Origin of the sequence: Oleiharenicola sp. Vm1 (genome assembly GCF_047777955.1) — a bacterium.
Classification (GTDB): domain Bacteria; phylum Verrucomicrobiota; class Verrucomicrobiia; order Opitutales; family Opitutaceae; genus Didemnitutus.
In genome coordinates, this window is sequence record NZ_CP180537.1 from 2,656,274 (window position 1) to 2,678,081 (window position 21,808).

General features: G+C 67.6%; 15 protein-coding genes. 7 read left to right on the forward strand and 8 right to left on the reverse strand.

Annotated features, from left to right (window positions below; genetic code table 11):
- Positions 1 to 13 precede the first annotated feature (13 nt).
- From ACMYLB_RS13015 to ACMYLB_RS13030, 4 genes are read right to left on the reverse strand one after another with little or no spacing between them, the layout of a single operon-like run.
- Entirely contained in the window at positions 14 to 1,510 is a 1,497-nt protein-coding gene (locus tag ACMYLB_RS13015) for an FGGY family carbohydrate kinase (protein WP_415907425.1), read from the reverse strand.
- 3 nt (positions 1,511 to 1,513) lie between these two features.
- On the reverse strand, positions 1,514 to 2,512 hold the full coding sequence (locus tag ACMYLB_RS13020) for a transketolase family protein (RefSeq protein ID WP_415907426.1): 999 nt from the start codon (positions 2,510 to 2,512) through the stop codon (positions 1,514 to 1,516).
- Entirely contained in the window at positions 2,509 to 3,342 is an 834-nt protein-coding gene (locus tag ACMYLB_RS13025) for a transketolase (RefSeq protein ID WP_415907427.1), read from the reverse strand. The genes ACMYLB_RS13020 and ACMYLB_RS13025 overlap by 4 nt, the downstream gene beginning before the upstream one ends.
- Position 3,343: 1 nt before the next feature.
- Complete coding sequence (locus ACMYLB_RS13030) at positions 3,344 to 4,768, reverse strand: L-fucose/L-arabinose isomerase family protein (protein ID WP_415907428.1); 1,425 nt, start codon at positions 4,766 to 4,768, stop codon at positions 3,344 to 3,346.
- 166 nt (positions 4,769 to 4,934) lie between these two features.
- Between ACMYLB_RS13030 and ACMYLB_RS13035 the strand changes: the two genes are divergently transcribed.
- On the forward strand, positions 4,935 to 5,798 hold the full coding sequence (locus tag ACMYLB_RS13035) for a helix-turn-helix domain-containing protein (RefSeq protein ID WP_415907429.1): 864 nt from the start codon (positions 4,935 to 4,937) through the stop codon (positions 5,796 to 5,798).
- Between the two features lie 148 nt (positions 5,799 to 5,946).
- On the opposite strand, the gene ACMYLB_RS13040 is transcribed toward ACMYLB_RS13035, so the two are convergent.
- The 3 genes from ACMYLB_RS13040 to ACMYLB_RS13050 all read right to left on the reverse strand — a co-directional run bounded on the left by ACMYLB_RS13040 (position 5,947) and on the right by ACMYLB_RS13050 (position 11,856).
- Positions 5,947 to 8,604, reverse strand: coding sequence for a TonB-dependent receptor (locus ACMYLB_RS13040; protein ID WP_415907430.1), 2,658 nt, complete (start codon positions 8,602 to 8,604; stop codon positions 5,947 to 5,949).
- 493 nt (positions 8,605 to 9,097) lie between these two features.
- Positions 9,098 to 10,975 (reverse strand): right-handed parallel beta-helix repeat-containing protein, encoded by a 1,878-nt coding sequence (locus tag ACMYLB_RS13045; protein WP_415907431.1) that lies wholly within the window; start codon positions 10,973 to 10,975, stop codon positions 9,098 to 9,100.
- Positions 10,972 to 11,856, reverse strand: coding sequence for a helix-turn-helix domain-containing protein (locus ACMYLB_RS13050; RefSeq protein WP_415907432.1), 885 nt, complete (start codon positions 11,854 to 11,856; stop codon positions 10,972 to 10,974). The genes ACMYLB_RS13045 and ACMYLB_RS13050 overlap by 4 nt, the downstream gene beginning before the upstream one ends.
- Before the next feature lie 110 nt (positions 11,857 to 11,966).
- Between ACMYLB_RS13050 and ACMYLB_RS13055 the strand changes: the two genes are divergently transcribed.
- The 3 genes from ACMYLB_RS13055 (at position 11,967) to ACMYLB_RS13065 (ending at position 19,250) form a co-directional block, all read left to right on the forward strand.
- Positions 11,967 to 13,268 carry a hypothetical protein gene (locus ACMYLB_RS13055; RefSeq protein ID WP_415907433.1) on the forward strand — a complete coding sequence of 434 codons (1,302 nt, stop codon included), beginning with the start codon at positions 11,967 to 11,969 and terminating at the stop codon, positions 13,266 to 13,268.
- Positions 13,250 to 15,637 (forward strand): alpha/beta hydrolase family protein, encoded by a 2,388-nt coding sequence (locus ACMYLB_RS13060; RefSeq protein ID WP_415907434.1) that lies wholly within the window; start codon positions 13,250 to 13,252, stop codon positions 15,635 to 15,637. The genes ACMYLB_RS13055 and ACMYLB_RS13060 overlap by 19 nt, the downstream gene beginning before the upstream one ends.
- 268 nt (positions 15,638 to 15,905) lie before the next feature.
- Positions 15,906 to 19,250 carry a TonB-dependent receptor domain-containing protein gene (locus ACMYLB_RS13065; RefSeq protein ID WP_415907435.1) on the forward strand — a complete coding sequence of 1,115 codons (3,345 nt, stop codon included), beginning with the start codon at positions 15,906 to 15,908 and terminating at the stop codon, positions 19,248 to 19,250.
- 104 nt (positions 19,251 to 19,354) lie between these two features.
- Here ACMYLB_RS13065 and ACMYLB_RS13070 read toward each other — a convergent pair whose 3' ends face one another.
- Positions 19,355 to 19,576: a hypothetical protein gene (locus ACMYLB_RS13070; protein WP_415911147.1), complete on the reverse strand. Its 222-nt coding sequence runs from the start codon at positions 19,574 to 19,576 to the stop codon at positions 19,355 to 19,357.
- On the opposite strand from ACMYLB_RS13070, the gene ACMYLB_RS13075 reads away from it, so the two are divergent.
- Genes ACMYLB_RS13075 through ACMYLB_RS13085 form a run of 3 tightly spaced genes read left to right on the forward strand, consistent with a single transcriptional unit; the run spans position 19,484 to position 21,745 of the window.
- Positions 19,484 to 19,759: a DUF3826 domain-containing protein gene (locus ACMYLB_RS13075; protein WP_415911079.1), complete on the forward strand. Its 276-nt coding sequence runs from the start codon at positions 19,484 to 19,486 to the stop codon at positions 19,757 to 19,759. The two genes, ACMYLB_RS13070 and ACMYLB_RS13075, sit on opposite strands and share 93 nt — an antisense overlap.
- Complete coding sequence (locus ACMYLB_RS13080) at positions 19,651 to 20,019, forward strand: DUF3826 domain-containing protein (protein ID WP_415907436.1); 369 nt, start codon at positions 19,651 to 19,653, stop codon at positions 20,017 to 20,019. Before ACMYLB_RS13075 ends, ACMYLB_RS13080 begins: the two co-directional genes overlap by 109 nt.
- Before the next feature lie 19 nt (positions 20,020 to 20,038).
- Positions 20,039 to 21,745 (forward strand): polysaccharide lyase, encoded by a 1,707-nt coding sequence (locus tag ACMYLB_RS13085; protein WP_415907437.1) that lies wholly within the window; start codon positions 20,039 to 20,041, stop codon positions 21,743 to 21,745.
- Positions 21,746 to 21,808 lie beyond the last annotated feature (63 nt).

Consider the following 21,808-nt stretch of genomic DNA (forward strand, 5'->3'; position numbering starts at 1 on the left):
AGGGTGGCGGGGTTCAGGATTGCTCTCGGGGGAAGATCGTCTGGCGGACCGCGTGCTGCCAGCCGCGGCGCAGCGCGGCGACACGGGCGGCGTCCATCTGCGGGCGATAAACCAGACCGGCCCGCGGCCGGGCCGCAAGCTCGTCGAGCGACGAAAACACGCCCAGGCCCAGCAGGCCCGCGCTGACGGCGCCGAAGGCCGAGCACTCGGCGAAGGGCGCCAGGCGCAGCTCCGCGCCCGTGACATCCGCGGTGAACTGCATGAGGAAGCGGTTGGCGGTCGGCCCACCGTCGGCATGGATCGCGGCGACCTCGATCCCGGCGTCGGCGCGCAGCGCCTGCAAGGCGTCGCCCAGCTGGAAGGCGATCGATTCCTGCGCGGCGCGCAGGACGTGGCGGCGGTCGCTGTGCGTGGTGAGGCCGACGATCGCGGCGCGCGCATCCGCCTTCCAATACGGCAGGCCCAGTCCGGAAAACGCCGGCACGAGGTAGACGCCGCCGTTGTCGGGCAGCTCGGTCGCCATCGCCTCGACGCCATCGAGCCGGTCGACGAGCTTCAGCTGGTCGCGCAACCAGGTGAGCGTCGAAGCGGCTGCGATGATGATGCCCTCGAAGGCGTAGACGGGACGGCCGTCGCGCACCCAGGCGAGCGCGGTGACCACGCCCTGCGCGGAGCGTCGGAACTCGGTGCCGAGATTGAGCAGCACCGAGGACCCCGTGCCCAGCGTGACCTTCGCGCTGCCGCGGGTGAAGCAACCGTGGGCGAACAGCGCGGCCTGCGAGTCGCCCATGACGCCGCAGATCGGCACCGCGCGCGGGAGCAGGCCGTCGAGCGTCGTCTCGCCGAAGCGCGCGAAGCTCTCGCGCACCTCCGGCAGCGCGCGCACGGGCACCTGCCAGAGCGCGCAAAGTTCCTCGTCCCAGCGCAGCCGGCGCACGTCGAACAGCAGCGTGCGGCTGGCGTTGGTCGGATCGCAGGCGAAAACCGCGCCGCGGGTGAGCCGGTGGATCAGGTAGGCGTCGATCGTGCCGATGACCGCCTCGCCGCTCTCCAGCTTCGCGCGCAGATCCGGGCGCTCGCGGACGAGCCACTGGAGCTTCGAGGCGGAGAAATACGGATCGATGCGCAAGCCGGTGCGCGACGCGACGAGCTCCTCGTGGCCGCCGGCGGACGCGGCCGCGCAGAGCGACTCGCTGCGGCGGCACTGCCAGACGATGGCGCGGTGCAGCGGGCGGCCCGTGGCGCGGTCGAACACGACGATCGTCTCGCGCTGGTTGGTGAGGCTGAAGCCGAGGATCTCCTTGGCATCGACGGCGTGCCGCGCGAGCAGGGCCCGCACGGTGGCGAGGACGTTCAGCCAGATTTCCTCGGCGTCGTGCTCCACCCACCCCGGCTGCGGATAGTGCTGCGCGTGGTCGCGCGATTCCTTGTCGAGCAGCCGTCCGTCCGTCGCGAAGAGCAGCGCCTTCGTGGCGGACGTGCTTTGGTCGACGACGAGGATCAGCGCCATGGCTTACTTGAGCAGGGCGAGCGCGGTCTCGGCCAGCCCTTCCATCGAGATGCCGTAGTGGCGGAAGAGGTCGGCCTGGGCGCCGGTGACGGTGTCCTCGTCGGGGAAGCCCACCATCTTGAAACGCGGGGCGAGTCCGGTCTGGAGCAGCGTGGAGGCGACGGCCTCCCCCAGGCCGCCGGCGAGCATGTGCTCCTCGACGGTGACGATGGCGCGGCACTCGCGCGCGGCGGCGAGAACCGCCGCGGTGTCGAGGGGCTTGATCGTGTGCAGGCTCAGCACGCGGGCCGACACGCCTTGGGCGGCCAGGGCGGCGGCGGCGAGCAGCGCGTGGACGACGGTCTCGCCGCTGGCGAGGAACGCGACGTCGTTGCCGGCGCGCAGCGGGATCGCCTTGCCGGCTTCGAACGTCGCCCCCGCGGGCGTGACGTCGAGCATCGCGGCCTTGCCGAAGCGCAGGAACACCGGGCGCGTCGCCTGCGCGGCGAAGCGCACCGCCTCGCGGGTCTCGAAATTGTCGGCTGGCGCCAGGATCGTGACGTTGTGGATCGCGCGCAGCACCGCGAAGTCGTGCAGCGAGTGGTGCGTCGAGCCGAGCGCGCCGTAGCTGACGCCCGCGCTGATGCCGACGAGCACGGCGGGGACGTTCGAGTAGCAGACGTCGTTCTTGATCTGCTCGAGCGAGCGCGCGGTGAGGAAGCAGGACGGCGAGACGCCGAAGGCCTTCTTGCCGCACGCCGCGAGGCCGGCGGTGATGCCGACGAGGTTTTGCTCGGCGATGCCGACCTCGACGATCTGCTGCGGCAACGCTTTGCCGAACGGGGCGAGCTTGCCGGAGCCGCGCGAGTCGGACGTGACCGCGACGACGTTGCGATCGGCGGTGGCGAGCGCCTGCAGCGTGTCGGCGAACTCCTCGAGATTGGCGCGCCCTTTCTTCAGGCCGAGCTTCTCCACCATGGCCTTGGCGGCCGGCGTGAACATGGACGGGGCGGGCGCGCTCATGCGGAGGTCTCCCGGAATTTCTGCTCGGCCGCATCGAGCTCCGCGATGGCCTGCGCGAGCTCGGCGTCGCTCGGCACGCCGTGGTGCCATTTGCCGACGTTCTCCATGAAGCTGACGCCCTTCCCTTTCACGGTGTTGGCGATGACGAAAAGCGGCTTGCCGGGATGCGGCGTCGTGAGCGCGGCGGTCAGCGCGGCGTAGTCGTGGCCGTCGACGGTGCGCACCTCCCAGCCGAAGGCGCGCCATTTCTCGTCGAGCGGTTCGTTCGACATGACGTCGCGCGTGTGGCCGGTGATCTGGAGCGTGTTGTGGTCGAGGATGGCGACGAGGTTGTCCAAATCGTAGTGCGCGCCGGCCATCGCGGCCTCCCAGTTCGAACCCTCCGCGAGTTCGCCGTCGCCGAGCAGGGTGAAGACGCGGTAGCCCGCGCCATCCATCTTTGCCGCCAGCGCCATGCCGAGGCAGATCGGCAGGCCGTGGCCGAGCGCGCCGGTGTTCATCTCCATGCCGCGGATTTTCCGCGTCGGATGGCCGACATAGTAACTGCGGTAGTGGCAGACGGTGTTCAGGTCCGCATCGGGGAAGTAACCGCGATCGGACATCACGGCGTAGAGCGCCTCGACGCAGTGGCCCTTGCTCTGCACGTAGCGATCGCGCGTCGGCGCGGCGACGGTCTCGGGCGTGAGCGCGAGGACGCGGTTGTAGAGGACGTTGAGGATGTCGAGGCACGACAGCCCGCCGCCGGTGTGTCCCGCGCCGGCCTCGTGGATGAGGCACAGCATGCGGCGGCGGAGCGCGAAGGCCTTGAGCGCGAGGTCGCGGTCGGTCATGTCACTCCTGCGGCGCGCCGTGGTGGTAGACTTCCCAGCCGAGGTAACGCTCGAACGCCTCCGCCAGCACGCCCGCGGTGCGCGAGGCGTTCATGACGACGTGGTGCTCGAAGCCCTCGCGGCAGACGTAGCGCATCAGCTTCTGCAGCTGCGGCACGCGCGCGACGGCGCGGTTGCCGAAGGTCTTGAGGTCGTCGTTCGTGAGCTCGCCCTCGCCGACGTAGGTGCGGATCTTGCCCGAGACGTCGTCGGTGGTGATGCGCCCGTAGGTCAGCGGCGCGGCCGGGGTGCGTCCGTCGAGCGCGCCCCAGGTGTTCTCGACGCCGAGCGTCGAGCCGAGGATGGGCGCGTTGAGGATCTTGATGTCGGGCAGGAACGACTTCGCCCAGTTGCCGCAGTGGAACAGCACGCACTTGTCGTCCGCGGCGCCGTAGTTGTTGTTCCAGTCGACGAGCGCGCTCGGGGACTGCGACGCGAGCTGCATGGCATACATCGTGAGCACGCCGGTGACGTCGACCTCGCACGCGCTGGGGAGGAACTGCTCGCTCATCATGCTCATGCTCGTGCAGACGTTGCAGCCGTGGTTGGCCTGCAGCGAAGTCCAGCACTGGATGGCGGTGGCGTCGAGGTGGTTGGCGGCGACGAAGTCGTCGAGCACGACGCCGAGGCGCGCCATCTGCGCGAGCTTGGCGGGCGGGACGGCGGTGGCGTTGGCGTAGGCGCGGATCTCGTCGATCTTGGCGACCAGCTTGGCGTCCTTGTCGCCGAGCTTGCCGGCGGCGCCGAGGATCTCGGAGAGGTCGACGGTGGTGACGCTGATGCCGTTGCGCTCGAGAATTTTTTCCGAGTAGCGGACGGTGTTGAACGCGCCCGGGCGCGCGCCGACGGCGCCGATGCGGACCTTGCGCAAGCCCTGCACGACGCGGCAGACGGCGACGAAATTCGCGAGGTCGGCCTTGAAGCTCGGATCGCTCGGGTGCACGACATGCTTGGTCGTGAGCGTGTAGGCGATGCCGGCCTGGCGGAGGTTGTTGCAGACGGAAATCTTGCCGCACCACGAATCGCGGCGGCGCACGACGTCGAGCTTGTCGAGGTCGTCCGGGTAGCCCTGCACGAGCACGGGCACGTTGAGACTGGCGAGCTTCAGCGTGTCGGCCACGCCCTTCTCGTCGCCGAAGTTCGGCAGGCACACGAGCACGCCGCTGAGGCGGTCGCGGTGCTGGCGGAAGAGCTCGGCGCACTGGCGGGCGTCGTGATGCGTCTCGACGCCGCCGAGCTTGGTCGCGGCCGGGTCGAGCATGACGGCCTCGAGGCCGAGCTCGGCAAAAAGCTTCGTGATGTCGGCGCGCGCATCGGGCACGAGGCGGTCGGGAAAGAAATCGCGGTTGCCGAAGATGACGCCGAGCGTCACGGAGGTTTTTTTCATGATAACAGCGGCGCGGATTCACGCCCGCGTCGGATGGGGCTAGTGAGTTGGGAAATGGCGGGGTGTGCGCGGTCGCAGTTGACCGGGAGAAAAAGACTATCCTAACTTCCGGGTGGTTTCTTCCGCGTTTGCGCCTAATTCTGCCGGAATCCTAAGCCGGAAAACGATGGTTCAATTCGACCCCAACCGCCCCGATTTCACGCCCTACGGTTTCACCTGCGTGCGGTGGAATCCGTCGCCCATGCGGCGGCCGGATCACCACAACGAGATCGAGGTCAATCTCCTTCAATCCGGCTGGGTGATCTACCTCCTCGGCGGCCGCAAGGTGCGGCTCCCGGCCGGGACGCTGAGCCTGTTCTGGGCGGCGATTCCGCACCAGATCATCGATTTCGGCCCGAAGACGGAATACTTCGTCGCCACCATCCCGCTCTCGTGGTTTCTCCAATGCCGGCTCTCTGAGCGGTTCGTGCAGCGGCTGCTGCAGGGCGAGGTGCTGATGGAGCGGACCGACGGGCGCGCCGCGTTCGACGAATCGCTGTTCGCCCAGTGGGAGCACGATCTCGAGAACGCGAACGACAAGGTCCGGGACATCGTCATGCTCGAGATCGAAGCGCGGCTGCGGCGACTCGAGTCGCGGCTCCCGCACAACGCCGAGGCCCGCAAGAAGCAGCGTCTCTCGCTCCACGCGGGCGGCCTGAACAAGGTCGAACAGATGGCCTGCCTGGTCGCGCAGCGCTACACGGAGCAGCTGACGGTCGCGCAGATCAGCGAGGCCGTGGGCCTGCATCCGAACTACGCGATGAATCTTTTCAAGAAGGCGTTCGGGACCACGCTCATCGACTACATCACGAACCACCGCGTGTCGCACGCGCAGCGCCTGCTCGCCACGACCGACGAGAAGATCGTCGATATCGCGTTCAGCTCGGGCTTCAACTCGATCAGCCGCTTCAACGAGGCCTTCCGCCGCGCCTGCGGCTGCACGCCCCGCGAGTATCGCGAGGAGCACGAGACTTCCGAGACGGAACGCTGAGGCGCAGCGCCGCGGTCGGGCGCCGAGGCGACGCCGCCCGCGGCCGCGTTGGCCGGAGCGAGGCCGCCGGCCAGGAAAAAGCCCCGGGGGCCGAGCCGCGCTGCAACACACGGCGAGCCCCCGGGGCCGAAGCAAACGAAACCCAAACTCAGTAGCGCAGCGTGATGCTCGCCATCAGCTGCCGGCCATCGAGGTAGATGTTCGACGGGAACTGCTTCGAGCCGTAGGCTTGGTAGCGAAGCGCGTTGGTGAGGTTCACGCCCTGGATGGCGATCTGGACGTTCTTCGTGATGTTGTAGTTCAACGAGGCGTCGAGGTCGGCGTAGCCCATCATCACCTGGTTGAGCAGACCGGTGTTCACGAAGTAGGCGAAGCCGGTGACGAAGTCGGAGCGGTAGTTGTAGGCGATGCGGCCGGAGAACGGGCCCTTTTCATACATCGCGATCAGGTTGTAGCTGCGCTTCGAGAGGTTCGTCAGCGGGGCGTTCACGGGCGTGCCGACGCCGGAGACCGTCGTGGGCGTCGAGCTGTCGACGTAGGTGTAGTTGGCCTGGAGGCCGAGACCGTCGAAGGGCGCGGGCAGGTAGTTGAAGAAGTGCTGGAAGCCGAACTCCGTGCCCTTGATCTTCGCCGGGTTCAGGTTCTTCGACGTGCGGATGAGGTAGCTGACGCCGTCGTAGGTGCGCTGCTCGGAGAAGTTGCCGATGAAGCCGGTGACGTCCTTCTGGAAGCCGGCCACGTAGAACACGTCCGACTTGTTCGGGTAGTATTCGAGCGAGAGGTCGTAGCTGGTGGCGCGCACGGGCTTGAGGTCCGGGTTGCCCTGCGAACCGGAGTTCAGATTCGGGTCGACCGGATTGGCGTTGAGCGTCAGCGAGGGCGAGAGCGAGCCGAAGGTGGGGCGCGTGATCGTCTTCGACGCGGCGGCGCGGAGGTAGAGCTTGTCGGAGAGCTTCAGGCGGGCGTTGAAGCTCGGCAGGTAATCCCAGTAGGAACTGGTGAGCGCGAGCGGCACGGCGGTGGCGGCGCTGGCGCCCTTGTAGCCCTTGAGGTTCTCCTTCGTCTGCACGGCGCGGAGGCCGACGTTGCCGTCGATCTGGTAGCCGGCGACCTTGGCCGAGAACTGCGGCATGAGGTAGAAGGCCGTGGTGGTCTCCTTGATGTCGAAGAGGCTGAGCGGATTCACCACCGCGGAGGTGTCGGGCGTGTTGGTGGCGTTGTAGGCCTTGTAGAGCGCGTTCGCGTCGCGCATGATGCGCGTGTCGGAGACCCAGAACTGCTGGATCTGCGGCTGGCTGTAGCCGGAGAACATGTTCTGGATCGGCGACGGGCGCCAGAGGTTCGAATACTGGCTGAGGAGATTGGCCGACGACGGGATCGAGAACGAGCCGAGGAAGAGGCCGGTCGGCATGTTGTCGCTCGTGGTGGTCGCGTAGCGGAAGCCGGCGGCGATCTTCGAGAGAATGCCCTTGGCGAGGTTGTATTCGCCGTCGACGCGCGCGGCGCGACCCTCGGTGTTGGACGGGAAGAGGCGGTAGTTGACCTGCGAGAGACGGTAGACGCTCGGGTCCATCAGGCTCACGCCGGCGACGGAGATGGACGGGATGTCGCCACCGAGGTCGTAGGTGAGCGACGGGATGGAGACGGACGCGAAGACGAGATTGTTATAGAAGCGGTTCGAGCTCGTGTAGCGGTTGGCGTCGAAGTTGAGCGTCAGGTCGCCGTTGGTGTAGCGGCCGCCGAAGTTCGACATGTCGAGCTTGTTCTGCAGGTCGCGGATCAGGCCGTAGGCGGTGGCGGTGGTGTTGAGGAACGTCGCGCGGCGGACGGCGGTGGTGCTGCCGTCGAACATCACCGTGGAGCCGGCGAGGACATTGGCCACGGGGTGCGAGGTGCTGAACTGGACCGTGTCCTGGATGTTGCGCCACTTGTTGGGATTGTAGCCGGCATAGAGCGAGAGGTTCTTCGTCGGCTGCCACTGTAGCACGATGTTGTAGCCCTGGGTCTTGAACTCGCCGTAGGCGGAGCTGTTGGTGTAGCCGCCGGAGGTGAGCGCGGTGGAGGAGACGTTGGCATTGGGCGTGGGATTGCCGATGCCGATCGAATCCTCGCGCCACGGCGTCGTGATGTCGCTGATCGCGACGAGCACGCCGACCTTGCCGAATTCCGTCTTGGTCGAGGCGTTGGCGAAAACGTTGTAGTTCTGCGCCAGTCCGTCCTTCAGGGTCGAGTAGGTCGTGCCGGCGGTGACGCCAGCGCCGAAGCCCTCGGCGAAGTCGAACGGCTTGCGCATGCGCACATCGACGAGGCCACCGAGACCGCCGTCGATCTGGTTCGCGGCGGAAGTCTTGTAGACGTCGATGCCGGCGATGAGCGCGGAGGGAATCTGGGAGTAGTCGAAGGTGCGCTGGCCCACGCCGACGCCGGCGGTGCCGTTGGCGATGCCGCCGGGCGTGATGACCTCGCGGCCGTCAAGCGTGTTCACGATCTGGTTGAGGCCGTGGATCGTCACCGCGCCGTTGCCGCCGAGGCCGGAGAAGGTGTGCGCCAGCTGCACGCCGGGGACGCGCGAGAGCGCGTAGGAGACGTTGACGTCGGGGAGCTTGTCGATGTCGCTCGCGACGATCGAGTCGACGAGCTGGAGGTTCGACTGCTTGATCTCGGCCGCCGACGCGAGACTGGCGCGCAGGCCGGTCACCTTATACTCGGCGAGCTGGACGACCTTCTCGTCCTTCGCCGGCGCGGGGGAGTTTTCCTTGGGCTCGGCCGGCGCGAGTTGCGCCGAAGCGGGCAGCAGTGAAGTCAACAGGAGGGAGGTCAGCGCGCCCCTCCGGAGGGATGACGGATTGATTTGCATGGCAGGTGAACCACACCGCCGGGCCGCGGAAGCGCGGACACGGCGGGACGTGGTCGAGGGTTGGGGTTTGGACGTGAACGAAACGGTCGTGGGATCCGGTTGAAGGGGGATCGAAAGTCGCGTGGCGCGGGCCGGAGGCCTTCGTCACGCGTGTTCCGCGTGGATCTGCACGCGGGTCAGCGCGAACGCGCGCAAGGCGGAAGACTCAGTGTCGTGGCAGCGAGCGCCGGGCGGGGCGGAGGGGAAATTCGTGGCAGCGGTGGCTCGGACGGCGCCGGAAACGGCGGGACCGAAGGTGGGGTTGGGGTGACGGTGCGCACCCTAACGCATTATTCCACTAAGGGCCTCCGGTCTTCCCAGGAAAACTTCCAGCATCCTAAGTTCCGTCGAGCGCGACCGCCCCTAAATCACGCCGCCGCGCGGCGGACGACTGCTCATTTCCTCAGCGAGCCAGTTCCGCCGCCCACCGCTCGCGCCACGCGGGCTCCAGGCCCGCGGCGGCCTTGATCGCCGCGCTCACCTGGGGGCCGTTGTTCTGCCAGACGTTGCCCGGGCCGGTCGCATTCTGCAGGAAGCGCTCCGCCGGACACCAATTGTCGCGCACGGTGATGAACGAGGACCCCTCGTCGGTGTAGAGGTAGAACCAGTGCTGGGGATCGTGCACGTAGGGACTCATCCGAATCGCATCGACGACGTTCTCGCTCACGACCGTGCCGGGTTGCGCGGAGAGCGTGTAGATGCCGGCGTTGTCGGCGGTGCGCGTCGCGACGCGGTGAATGAGATTCGCCTGCACGCGATTGTTGCGCATGGCGTTCGCCGTGCGCGTCCAGCCCCAACCGAGGCTGATGCCCGTGTAGGACGTGTCGCGGACTTCGTTGTGGGCGATCGTGGTGTCGCGCACGAAACCGGCGATGATGCCCACCCCACCCCAGTCCTCGGTGGCGCAGTCGGCGACCAGATTGTTGGCCACGCGCACGCGCGCCGTCGGCGCGCGCTCGTCGGCGGGAGCGTAGGGCAGATGCGCCTCGAAGCCGCCGTCGGCAAACGCGCCGAGCATCACGCCGTTGATGCCGATATCGCGCAGCACGCACCCCTCGATCGCGCTGTCGTGCACGCCTTCGCGCAGGTCGAGCGCGTTGGCGGCGGTATGGCGGACCATGCAGCCCACGACGCGCACGTCACGCGCCCCGCTCACCTCGATCGCCGCGGGCGGCCGGCCGAGCCAGGCCTGATTGTCGAGGCTGCGCCAGTCGGGCGTGCCCTTGGGCTTCAGGCCGTAGGCGTCGAGCATGAACAATCCCGCCTGCAGCGGCACGTGTCCGAGCAGCGAGGGGCGCAGCCAGGTCGTATGCGCGAACTCGATGCCCTCGATCGCCACGTGCTGCACCGGCCGGTCGAGCGTGCCGGCGACGCGCACCAGGGTCTCAAGCGCCGGCGCGACGACCTCGGCGCGGGTCAGGTCCTCGCCGGTGCGCGGCCAGTAGTAGATCAGGCCCGCGCGGACATCGGTGAACCACTCGCCCGGCGCGTCGAGGAAAGCCAGCGAATTGCTGAGGAAGAACGGCGCGTTCTGCCCGTCCATCCCGGGCATGGCCGGCTGTGGCCAGGGATGCTCGAACTCGATGCGGCTCTCCGGATCGTGAAACCGCACGCGCAGGGTCGCACCGTCGGCCGCCGCCGACTTCAACCGCAGCACCGCGATCTCCCACGCCTGCAGGAGCGTCATCTCCACGCCGGCGAGATCCGCCGGCAAGGCCAGCGCTGCCGGGAGGCCGGCGCTGCGAGCCGCGCGATCCCAGCCCACCAGGCGCTCCATTTCGTCGCCGTTCGGGGTGCGGGCGCGCACGGCCTTGACGCCGTTCACCCACAGCTGGCGGAACTCCAGGGAGCGCCCGTTGAAGCTCGGCAGCGGCGCCGCCCACACTTGTCCGCGCGCCGCGGCGGGCAGCGACGCCGGCGCCGGGTCGAGCCGGCGCCAGTCGCCGACGCGCACGCCGCCGGTGACGACCGGGTGCTCTCCCGGAGCGGCCTTGATCGTCGTCGGTGCGGCGGCCGTGCCGCCGTCCTCCGGGCGCAGGAAAATCGGCTCGGTGAGCGCATGGCTCCCGCCGCGCAGCACGATCGTCACGCCGTCCGCGCACTCGGGCGCGTGCAGCCGCCGCCACTCGCGCCCCTGGCGCAGGGCGGCGTGCACGCTGGCCAGCGGCTGCTCGCGCGTGCCGGCGGCACGGTCGTCGCCCGCGGGCGCAACCCAGATCTCGCCGCCGCGGAGCGCGACGGCCAGCGCCAGACCGAGCGCGAGCGGGCGGAGCGTCTTCATTTGCGGGGCTTCTCCGACATCGCGTGCTGCACGCGGTATTCGCGCGGCGTGCAGCCGCAGGCGCGGCGGAAGGTCTCGTTAAAACGGCTGATCGAATTGAAACCCGACGCGAATGCCACCTCGACGATCTTGTCGTCGGTCGTCGCCAGCAGGCGCTGCGCGTGCGAGATGCGGTGATGCATGAGGTAATCGAGCAGCGTCGTGCCGAACGCTTTCTTGAAGAGACCCATCGCGTAGTTCGGGTGCAGGCCGACCGCCCGCCCGATCTCGGTCACCGTCAGCTGCTCGGTATAGCGCTGCGCGATGAAGCAGGCGATCTGCTCGACCTTGTTGAGCTCGCCGCCCTGCAGGCTCGTGGCGCGCGCCTTCGCCTTCGGCGCCGCGGCCGTCGCCGCGAGCGGCAGCATGCCGATCATGCGCCGCAGGCGCGCCTCCATCTCGAGCATCACGACGTGGCGCACGTCGTCGTCGGGCTGCTGGAGGTCGCTTTCCCATTGGGCGAAGAGGTCGACGTCCTGCCGTTCGCGCGCACCGAGCTTTTCCGTCAGCACCTCACCGCGCAGCAGCGGCTGGACGAAGCGATCGGTCAGCTTGCACTGCAGGAACCAGGCGAGCGGGATCGTCGCGACGAAATACGAGGTGTCGTTGGCGAAATCGACGATCTGGTGCGGGATCGCGGCCCAGAAGACGTTGAGCGAGCCGGCGTCGAGCTGCACCTTGCGCCCGCCGAGCAGGTAGCTGACGGAGCCCTTGGTGAGCAGGTTCAGCTCCACCTCGTTGTGGTGATCCGGCCGGCGCATGGGCGAAGGGCTCCAGCGCACGCAGGAGAATCCATACGGCGTGAAGTCGGGGCGGTCGGGATCGAAGGAGACGTAGGGCAAGTCTTAGGAACGCGACAAAAACGACGGGGAAACGGGTAGTCCGAAGCTGGAAAATTGGGTAAGAAGATACGCAGGTCAACCCCCACACTCCGGACAGACCGAAAAATTCCGTGTTCCTGCTTTCACTGCTGCGCCGACCGGTTCGCGCGGCGCGTCTCGCGCTGCTGGGCGCGAGCTTGGCCGGAGCCGCGTTCGCGCAGGCGCCGCTGCACTGGCGCAGCCTCGCCACCGGCACAGAAATCCGCGGCGAGCTCCTCGAGCCCACCCGGGCCCCGTCGAAAAGCGGCGCGCCGCTCCCGCTCGTGGTGTATCTCGAGAATCTCGCCGCGCCGCGCGCGGGCACCGAGAGCGATGCCGCGATCATCGCCGGCTTCCGCGCCGAGGGCTTTCTCGTCGCGGCGCTCGACTACGCGCACGCCACGGCGGCGCGCTGGCCGCAGCTGAACCGCGACCTCGCCGCACTGCGCGCGCAGCTGCACCGCCGGGAGTGGCTCGGCGACCGCGCGCTCGACGCCGCCCACATCTACCTCGTGCCGGCCGGCTGCCGGCTGAAACGCGACGTCGTCTTCGCCCGCGACGGCACGCGCACCCTCGCGCTGGACATCCTCTACCCGGCCCGCCCCGCGCGGCCGGTCGGAGCGGTGCTGGAGTTCTCGTGCGACAACGCGAACCGCATGGGGAACTTCTCGCTCCAATTCTGCACCGACACCCTGCTCGAGGGCGCCGCGACGGAGGGTTTCGCCGTCGCGATGGCCGACCATCCCGTGCCCGCCCCCTACAAGGGCCTCGACCCGATGCCGCTCAGCGCGCAGCTCATCAAGGCCGCCGTGCGCACGCTTCGCGCCGAGGGCCCGGCGCTCGGGCTCTCCGGCCGCATCGTGCCCGTCGGCTTTTCGCGCGGCAGCGGCATGGCACTGATGCTCGTCACGACGCAAGGGCGCGCCGAGCTCGAGACGCTCGGCGAACACCGCGACACCTCCAGCGCCGTCGACGGCGCCGTCGTGCTCTCGGGCCGGTTCACCTACCTCGACCTGCGTGCGGACGACGCCATGATTCCGCGCTACGAGCGGGCGTGGGGGCCGCGCGACGCGCACCTCGCCGTCTGGCGCGCGCAGGGCGCCCTCGACTACCTCGCTGCGCCGACCGTGCCGCTGTTCCTGAGCATCAACGCCACCGAGTCGCCCGATGCGCTCCATCAGATGGAAGTGCTGCGGCGGCGCCTTGACGCGCTCGGTTCGCCCTACGACTATTTCCCCGAGGCCGAGCCGCGCGGACACCGCGTCCCGCTCGCGCCGGAAGTCCTCGTTCCTCTCCTTTCCTATTTGCGCGCGCGGCTCGAAGGAGCCGCGACCGGGCCCGCGCAGATGTCTGCTCGTCCGTCCCTGCTCCCCCAATGCCCACCCGCTGGCTAGTATTCGCCGCCCTGCTCAGTCTCGCCCACGCCCAAGAGCGAACCGCCCCACCCGTGGCCCCGCCGCGCGAGGTCGCCCTGCCCGCGCCGGCCGTGCCCGATGCCGGACGCTTCAAACACTACTTCACGCCACTCCGGACGGAGCGGGCCGCGCTCTCGACCGATGGCCGCTACCTCGCCTTCTCCATCCGGGAGGGCGACCAGCTCTTCGTCGTGACCACCGATCTCGACCACCCCGACGGAGCAGCGAGCGCCAAGGTGCTCGTCGGCGACAGCGAATCGTCCACGCCGATGCTCGCGCGCAATCAGCATGAGCAGACCCCGGCGCAGATTCAGTGGATGCGCTGGACGTCCCCCACCCGCCTGGTGCTGCAAACCAACCGCGTCACCGACATCGCGATCGGCAGCGCGCTGGAGTGGTCCAGCGTCACCGGCACCGTCCTCGCGTTTGACAGCGACGGCCGGAACGCGCGACCGATCGTCACCCCCAAGGACATCCGCGAGGAGGTCGGCTTTGTGGAAGCCGGCACTCGTCCCGTCACCGCCGGCGACTCCGTCGCGCTGCCGCCAAACAACTTCTCGCTCGATCGCCACGACCGCGCGTTCGAGGACCGCGTCCAGTCGCCCGACCGCCCCAACTCGTCGTTTGGCTCGGTCAGCACCGCCTCGCAGGACGTCGCCGCCAACGTCGTGCTGCCGCCGTCGCGCGCCGGCACGCAGCCCCGCTCGATGGAGATTCTCCGCCTCGACCCCGATCGCCCCGGCGCCTTCCTGCTGCTCGCGACCGGCGCACCGCGCGCGGAGGGGTCGCGCTCGTTCGAGGTTCTGTCCATCGACAGCCGCGACGGCGCCCAGCGCCCGATCGTGCGCGACTTCATGCGCGCGGACCGGGATTATCTGCTCGACCAACAGGGCCGCCTGCGCGTTTCGGTGCCGAACTCGCTCATTCCCGGTTTTCCCCACCGGTATGAATACCTCGGCCACGACTCGCACACGCTCCTGCGTCCGCTCGCGAAGCTGTTCGACGACGGCGCCGAATTCGTCGTGTCCCCCCAGAACTACTTCGGCGTGCGCGAACTGCCGCTCGGTTTCGATCCCTCGGGGCAGGTGCTCTACTACGCCACGAACCGCGACCGCGACACCTTCAGCGTCCGGAGCCGCAACCTCGTGACCGGGCAGCGCGGCGCGGTGGCGTTCGAGAACCCGCACTTCGATCTCATCGGCGCGCCGCAGGACTCCTTCCCGCCCGACACGCTTGTCTTCGATCCGCACACGCAGGCCCTGGCCGGCATCCGCTACGATGCGGCGATGCGCACCGCGGCGTGGCTCCAGCCCGAAATGCGCGAGGTGCAGGCGACGCTCGAACGCCTGCTGCCCGGCCGGGCCGTCGACCTCCTCGACTGGGACTCGTCCCGCCGCCGCTTCGTGGTCTGCACCCAGGGTCCCGCCGACGCCGGTGCCTTCTATGTTTTCGACCGGGAGAAGAGCAAGCTGACGGAGGTCAGCCGGCGCGCCCCCTGGCTGGACGCCGCGCACACCTTCGCGACCGTGCCCTTCGACTTCGCCCGACACGACGACGGCACGCGCATCACCGGACTCATCACCGTGCCGACCCAGCCGCGCCTGAAGCCGATCCCGATGGTGATCGTGTGTCCGGACTCACCCTGGCAGCGCGTCCGCTCGGACTATCGCGCCGAGATCCATGCGCTCACCGACATGGGATTCGCCGTCGTGCAGATCAACGGCCGCGGTGTCTGGGGGCTCGGCACCAAGCATCGCGAAGCGTTGAAGGGAGGCTACGATCTCGTGCAGATCGACGACATCGTCGAGACGGTCGGCGAGCTGGAAAAACTCTTCCAGGTGAACCGGGATCGCATCGCGCTGTTCGGCCGCGGCCATGGCGGCTTCATCGCCCTGCGCGCGCTGCAGGACCATCCGGATCGTTTTCGCTGCGCCGTCACGCTCGATCCGATCGTGAATCTCGACGAGTGGACGAAGGAACAATACTGGAACAGCGGCGACGCCTGGCCGCAGCTGATCGTCGGGGCATTCGGCGATCGCGCGCGACTCGACCTCGCTCCGCTCACGCGGCACCCCGAGAAACTGACGAAGCCGATCCTGATGCTCGCCTATCCCGGCCTCGATGGCGCTCCGCGCACGAGCCAGTATCTCGCCGCCCGGGCATTTGCCCACGATGTGCGCCGCACCGCGGAGGTCACTTTTGCGGATCTTCCGACGGACTACGCGCGGGGCCTACCCGGCGCCCGCGCCGACGCCTTCGCCAAGATCGAAGAGTTCCTCAACCTTCACATCTACAGTTACAAGGTGAAGCCCGGCGAAGTGCGCGCGGTGAAGGAAGCGGCGAAGTGATGCCGCCCGGCATGGCCGCGCGCCGGGCCGGGTTCAAATATGAACGATCGGCCTTTTCGTTCGGGGCTTAGGAACTAGGCAGATTTCGCCCGGCTGTCGGGAGAATCGGGTATCCGCTCATGGTATAAGACGGATACCCAACCAACCGCGAACTCTACCCTCGCGGGCTGACTCACCCCTCAAACCCTGCACACCGATGCGCTGCATACCACCCTCACGGGCCGGAGCGTTGATTGATTTTTGCTCCCGCCTGACTCGTGTCCTCGCGATGGCCTTCGCGGCCACGCTGATCGCCGTCTCCGCGACGGCCCAAACGCCCGCCACGGGCACGATCCGCGGCACGATCACCAACGCCACCAACGGCCAGACGCTGGAAAACGTCGTGCTCCGGCTGACGGGTTCCGGCAAACAGGCCATCTCCAATTCCTACGGTGACTACGAGTTCACCAACGTCCCCGCCGGGGAAGTCGAGGTCCGCGCCAGCTACGTCGGCGAATCCGATCTCATCGCCCGCATCACCGTCGTCGGCGGCGAGACGGCGCGGAAGGATTTCCTCTTCCGCGAGAAGGAGGCCCTGGCCGACAACAAAGACGGCACGATCACGTTGAATCCCTACACCGTGAACGCGGAGCGCTACAACAACGCCCGCGCCATCGCCATCGCTTCCGAGCGCAATGCGGTCAACATCAAGAACGTCGTCTCCACCGACACCTTCGGCGAAATCCCCGGCGGCAACGTGGGCGAATTCGTGAAGTTCCTGCCCGGCGTCCAAGTCGACTACGGTGCCTACGGCGGCGCCCAGGCCGGCTATTCCGAGGGAACCGCCTCGGGCGTTTCCGTGCGCGGCTTCGGCCCCGAAGACACCGCCATCCTCATCGACGGCATGCCCGTTTCGAACGCGACCCCGGGCAGCCTGACGCGGCAGGTCGGCCTGGACATGCTTTCCATCAACAACGCCTCGCGCGTCGAACTCATCAAGGTCGCCACGCCGGACATGCCGGCCAACTCCCAGGGCGGCCAGATCAACCTGATCACCAAGAGCGCGTTCGAATTCACGAAGCCCTCCTACAACGTGCGCCTTTACGCGAACTACAACTCGCTGCAGCCGATGACGCTCAAGAAGACGCCCGGCCCGGTCAACAAGTCCACCACCAAGCTCGCCCCCGGCGTCGACTTCTCCGCCACTTATCCGTTCACCAAGACCTTTGGTGTCACGGTGACCGGCTATGCCAACCGGCAGTATGACCAGACCTACCGCGCGGAAACCACCGCGAGCACAAGCGGATCTTCTTCGATCACCAACTCGAGCGGCGCGATCTCCCTGACCAATCCGGCGATCACGCGCTTCAAAGTCACCGACACTCCGCGTCTGGTCGAAAGCATTTCCGGAAACTTCCGCGCGGACTGGCGTCCGACCCCGAACCAGACGCTCACCGGCAACATCCAATACAGCAAATACAACAGCGCGGAGGCGCAGCGCCGCCTTGACTTCCGCCCCACCTTCGCCGCCGGCGCGGATTGGGGCCCGACGTTCACCAAAGGCACAACCGCCAACAGCACGACGGACATGACCGTCACCACCATCGACAAGATCGGCGACACCAAGAGCGGCTACCTGCAGTATCGCTTCGTGAAGGGCGGCTGGAACATCTCGGCCTCGGCCAGTCTCTCGGTTTCGAACAGCCAATATCGCGACCAGGCGAACGGCCACTTCTCCGAAATCGCCCTCAAGCTGAACCCGGGCCAGGTGGTGTTCAACGACCTGGTCAACGGCATCCCGACCTCGATCACGACCTACAACCGCACCAGCAACGGCGGCGGCGTGCGCGACTACACCAACCTCAGCAACTACTCCCTCGACGGCACGATTGCGAAGTCCGCGGAATCCTACGCCCGCAACACCGTGGGCCTCTATCGCGCCGATGTCTCCCGCACCCTGGATTTCATTCCCTGGCTCGGCTCGAATTCCCTCTCCTTCGCGACCGGCATTCGCCGCGACGCCGAGAAGAATGAAAAGTGGGGCCGCGGCACAGGCTACCGCCGGATCCTCGATACCACGAAGAGCTCGCTCTACTCCATCGCCAACATCCTCGACGACACGTATCTCAACGTCAGCCCCGGCTTCGGCTATCCCGGCCAGCAATGGGGCTCGTCCTACAAGCTCTACGAGCTCGACCAGGCCAACCAGCTCTTCGTCGAGCCCGGCGCGACCACCGCCGACGCCCGCGAGAACTGGTATAGCTATGTCGGCCAGCAGAAGAACCTGACCGAGACGCGCGATGGCATCTACGCGATGCTCAGCGGATCCTTCCTCAAGGGCCGCCTCTCCTTCGTTGGCGGCGCCCGCCAGGAGCAGAACACGCGCAAGGGCCGCGGGCCGTTCATCGACGGCAAGTGGTATTTCGCCAAGAACGCCGATGGCACGCTCTACCGCGACAGCGTGCTCGGCACGCTCGTGGACTTCCGCAACACCACGTTCCTCGGCAACTCCGCCCTCCTCGGCCGCATGGCCAGCGCCAAGGTCTGGTATCCCGACCACGCCATCCCGGCCTCCGGCGCCACGCCGACCGGCCTTGAAGGCGCGCAGCTCGCCCGCCGGGCCAACTATCCGGTGAATCAAAAGCAGACCGGCGATCCCGCGCCCAGCCTCAGCGTTTCCTATCAGCTCACGAAGAAGATCGACCTCAAGGCCGCCTGGTCTCGTTCCTTCGGCATGCCGAAGCTCGAGGACGGCATCAACGGCGTGCTTTCGAACCAATTCAACGTCACCGAAAACGACGTCGAAGCCGCCGACGGCACGCTCGGCACGATCTCCGTCGCGAACCCCGGCATCAAGGCCAGCACGTCGACGAACTGGGACTTCCAAGTGTCCTATTACACCGACACCGGCGGCAAACTCTCCGTCAGCTACTGGACCAAGTCGGTCACCAACCAGTCCGAGACCACCACGCTCTACTACAACACGAGCCCCGAGCTCTTCAGCGCGGTTCTCGATGCGCTCGGCTTGGACGCTGAATCCTACCAGCGCTACAAGCTCACGACGTCGTCCAACAGCGACTCCGTGCAAAAGACGCACGGCTTCGAATACGAAGTGCGCCAGGACTTCGCCTTCCTCGGCGGCTGGGGCCGCAACTTCCAGGTCTTCGCCAGCTATTCGGCGAACACGCTGGGCACGCCCGCAACTCCCACGCCGGTCGTCCTCGATTCCCCCAACGGCAGCCCGGTGACCTTCACCCCGACCGTGAGCACGATCACCCTGCGCTCGAACCGCTTCTGGGGCGCCGGCCTGCAGTTCGCTAGCAGCAAGCTGACCGCGCAGATCCGCGCCGCCTACAAGAACGACAACGAAATCTCGGGCACGCGCACGCTCATCGACGCCTCGACCGGCAACTACCTCCGTCGCTTCGAGCCCGCGGTGACGCGTGTCGACGTCAGCGCCAGCTACAAGCTGTCGAAGAACTACAGCCTCTTCCTCAGCGGCAAGGACGTCTTCAATGCCGAGCGCTCGGTCATCGTGCGCGACGACCTCGGCACCTATCCGGCCTACGCGCAGGCCTTCGACCTGAAGCGCTTCGGCGTCACCTGGACGTTCGGCGTCAGCGGGTCCTGGTAATTTGGGTTCATTGCGTTTCGATTGCTAGGGGAAGGCCCGGTCTCTTGCGGACCGGGCCTTTTTTCCGAAATACCACCGCCCGCACGTAGCGTCCCATGCCCGCCTCACGTCTCCCCCTCCTCATGTCCTGCCGCCGTCTCGCCCTCCTGCTCAGCCTTGCGCTGCTTCCGCTCCTCCGCGCCGGCGATGCGCCGCCGCCACCACCCGCCGAGCTCGTGCAGCGCGCGGACAAGATCGTCGCCACGCTCCGCCTCGACGACGCCGCGAAGACGACACGTGTGCGCGATCTCATCGCCCGGCAATACGCCGCGCTGCGCCCGATCCATCAGCTCCGCGACGAAGGCCTGAAGCTGGCGAAGACCATCGCCGACCCGAAGGGGCCGAGGCGCGCCGCGCCGACGTGTTCGCCAAGACCGACGCCCAACTCGCCGCCCTCCATGCGCACTACCTCGCCGCCCTCGCGACCGAGCTCACGCCCGCGCAGATCGACGCGGTCAAGGACGGCATGACCTACGGCGTGCTCCCGCTCACCTACCGCGTCTATCAGGAGATGCTGCCCGACCTCACCGCCGAGCAACAGGCCCAGATCCTCGCCTGGCTCACGGAAGCGCGCGAACATGCGATGGACGGCAGCACCTCCGAGGAGAAGCACGCGTGGTTCGGCAAATACAAGGGCCGGATCAACAACTACCTCGCGAAAGCCGGCTACAACATGAAAGAAGCCGAAAAGAATCTTGCGCATCGCCCCGCCCCCGGCGGCGGCAAATAATCGTCCTCCTCCGGTCACCATGAAACTCCCTCGCTTCACCCGCCACGCGCTCCTCGGCGCCGTCGTCACCGCGGCCACCACCGCGGCTCTCGCCCAAGGTTACCCGACGGTCCCGCCGGACATCATGGCCGCCGCCCGCGCGGAGACCGCAATCACCGACAAGCTCTCCGACGAGGCCTGGGCGCGCGCCCAGCCCGAGATCCAGGCCTGGACCGCCAAGGGCAAACCCTACCTGCCCGGCGCCGCGCAGCCCTCCGACCTCCCGCAGGCGAAGATCCCCGCCTTCCCCGGCGCGTGGGGCGGCGGCATGTATTCCTTCGGCGGCCGCGGCGGCAAGGTCATCGTCGTCACCAACCTCAACGATTCCGGCCCGGGCTCCTTCCGCGACGCCTGCGAGCAGGCCGGCCCGCGCATCATCGTCTTCAACGTCGCCGGCGTCATCCGCCTCAAGGACCGCCTCAGCATCCGCGCGCCCTACGTCACCATCGTCGGCAACACCGCGCCGGGCGACGGCGTCTGCATCGCCGGCGACACCGTGCAGCTCGACACCCACGACATCATCGTCCGCCACCTGCGCTTCCGCCGCGGCAAGACCGACCCCGCCGACCGCGACGACTCCCTCGGCGGCAACCCGACCGGCAACCTCATCATCGACCACGTCTCCTCGTCCTGGAGCCTCGACGAGAACATCTCGATGTATCGCCACATGTATCGCCCGCCCGGCGGGGGCAAGGACCTGAAGCTCCCCACCGTCAACGTCACCATCCAGAACTCCATCTCCTCGGAATCCCTCAACATCTTCCACCACGCCTTCGGCTCCACCATCGGCGGACTCAACAGCACGTTCCATCACAACCTCTGGGCCTGCAACACCGGCCGCAACCCGAGCGTCGGCATGTATGGCGACTTCACCTTCGTGAACAACGTGCTCTTCAACTGGCGCCACCGCACCGTCGACGGCGGCGACCATCGCAGCGAGTTCAACATCTTCAACAACTACTTCAAACCCGGCCCCGGCACGCCCGACAACGACGTCCGCTACCGCCTGCTCAAGCCCGAATCCGAGCGCAGCAAGACCGTCGTCGACCATTTCGGCAAAGCCTACGTCGCCGGCAACGTCGTCGAAGGCGTCGACCGCGTGACCAAGGACAACTGGGACGGCGGCGTCCAGCCCGACGTCCGCCAGCACGCGCTGAAGGACGTGCTCGCCCGGATCCGCGTCGACCAGCCCTTCCCGCACGCCCCGCTCCCGATCACCGACGCGACCAAGGCCTACGCCCACGTGCTCGCCCACGTCGGCGCCACGTTGCCGCGCCGGGACGCGGTCGACACGCGCATCATCGAGGAGGTCCGCACCGGCGTCATCCCGCCGCTGAAGATCGCCGCCGGCTCCGTCGAGAAAGCCCACTTCTACGGCTACGCGCAGAAATACACCGACGAGCTCATCCAACTCGTCCCGAAAGGCTTCATCACCGACCCGAGCGAGGTCGGCGGCTGGCCCGACTACCAGGGCACGCCCTACGTCGACAGCGACGGCGACGGCATGCCCGACACCTGGGAGAGCGCGCACGGCCTGAACCCGCACGACGCCTCCGACGCGATCAAGGACGCCAACGGCGACGGCTACACCAACATCGAGAAGTTCATCTACGGCCTCGACCCGCGCGCCCCGAAGACCGACTGGACCGACCTGAAGAACAACGTCGATCCGCTCGAGAAGCCGTAATCTCTTTTGCCTCCGGGTCGTTGCCCCCAACGGCCCTTTTCGTTACCCGTCCCGCCATTACGG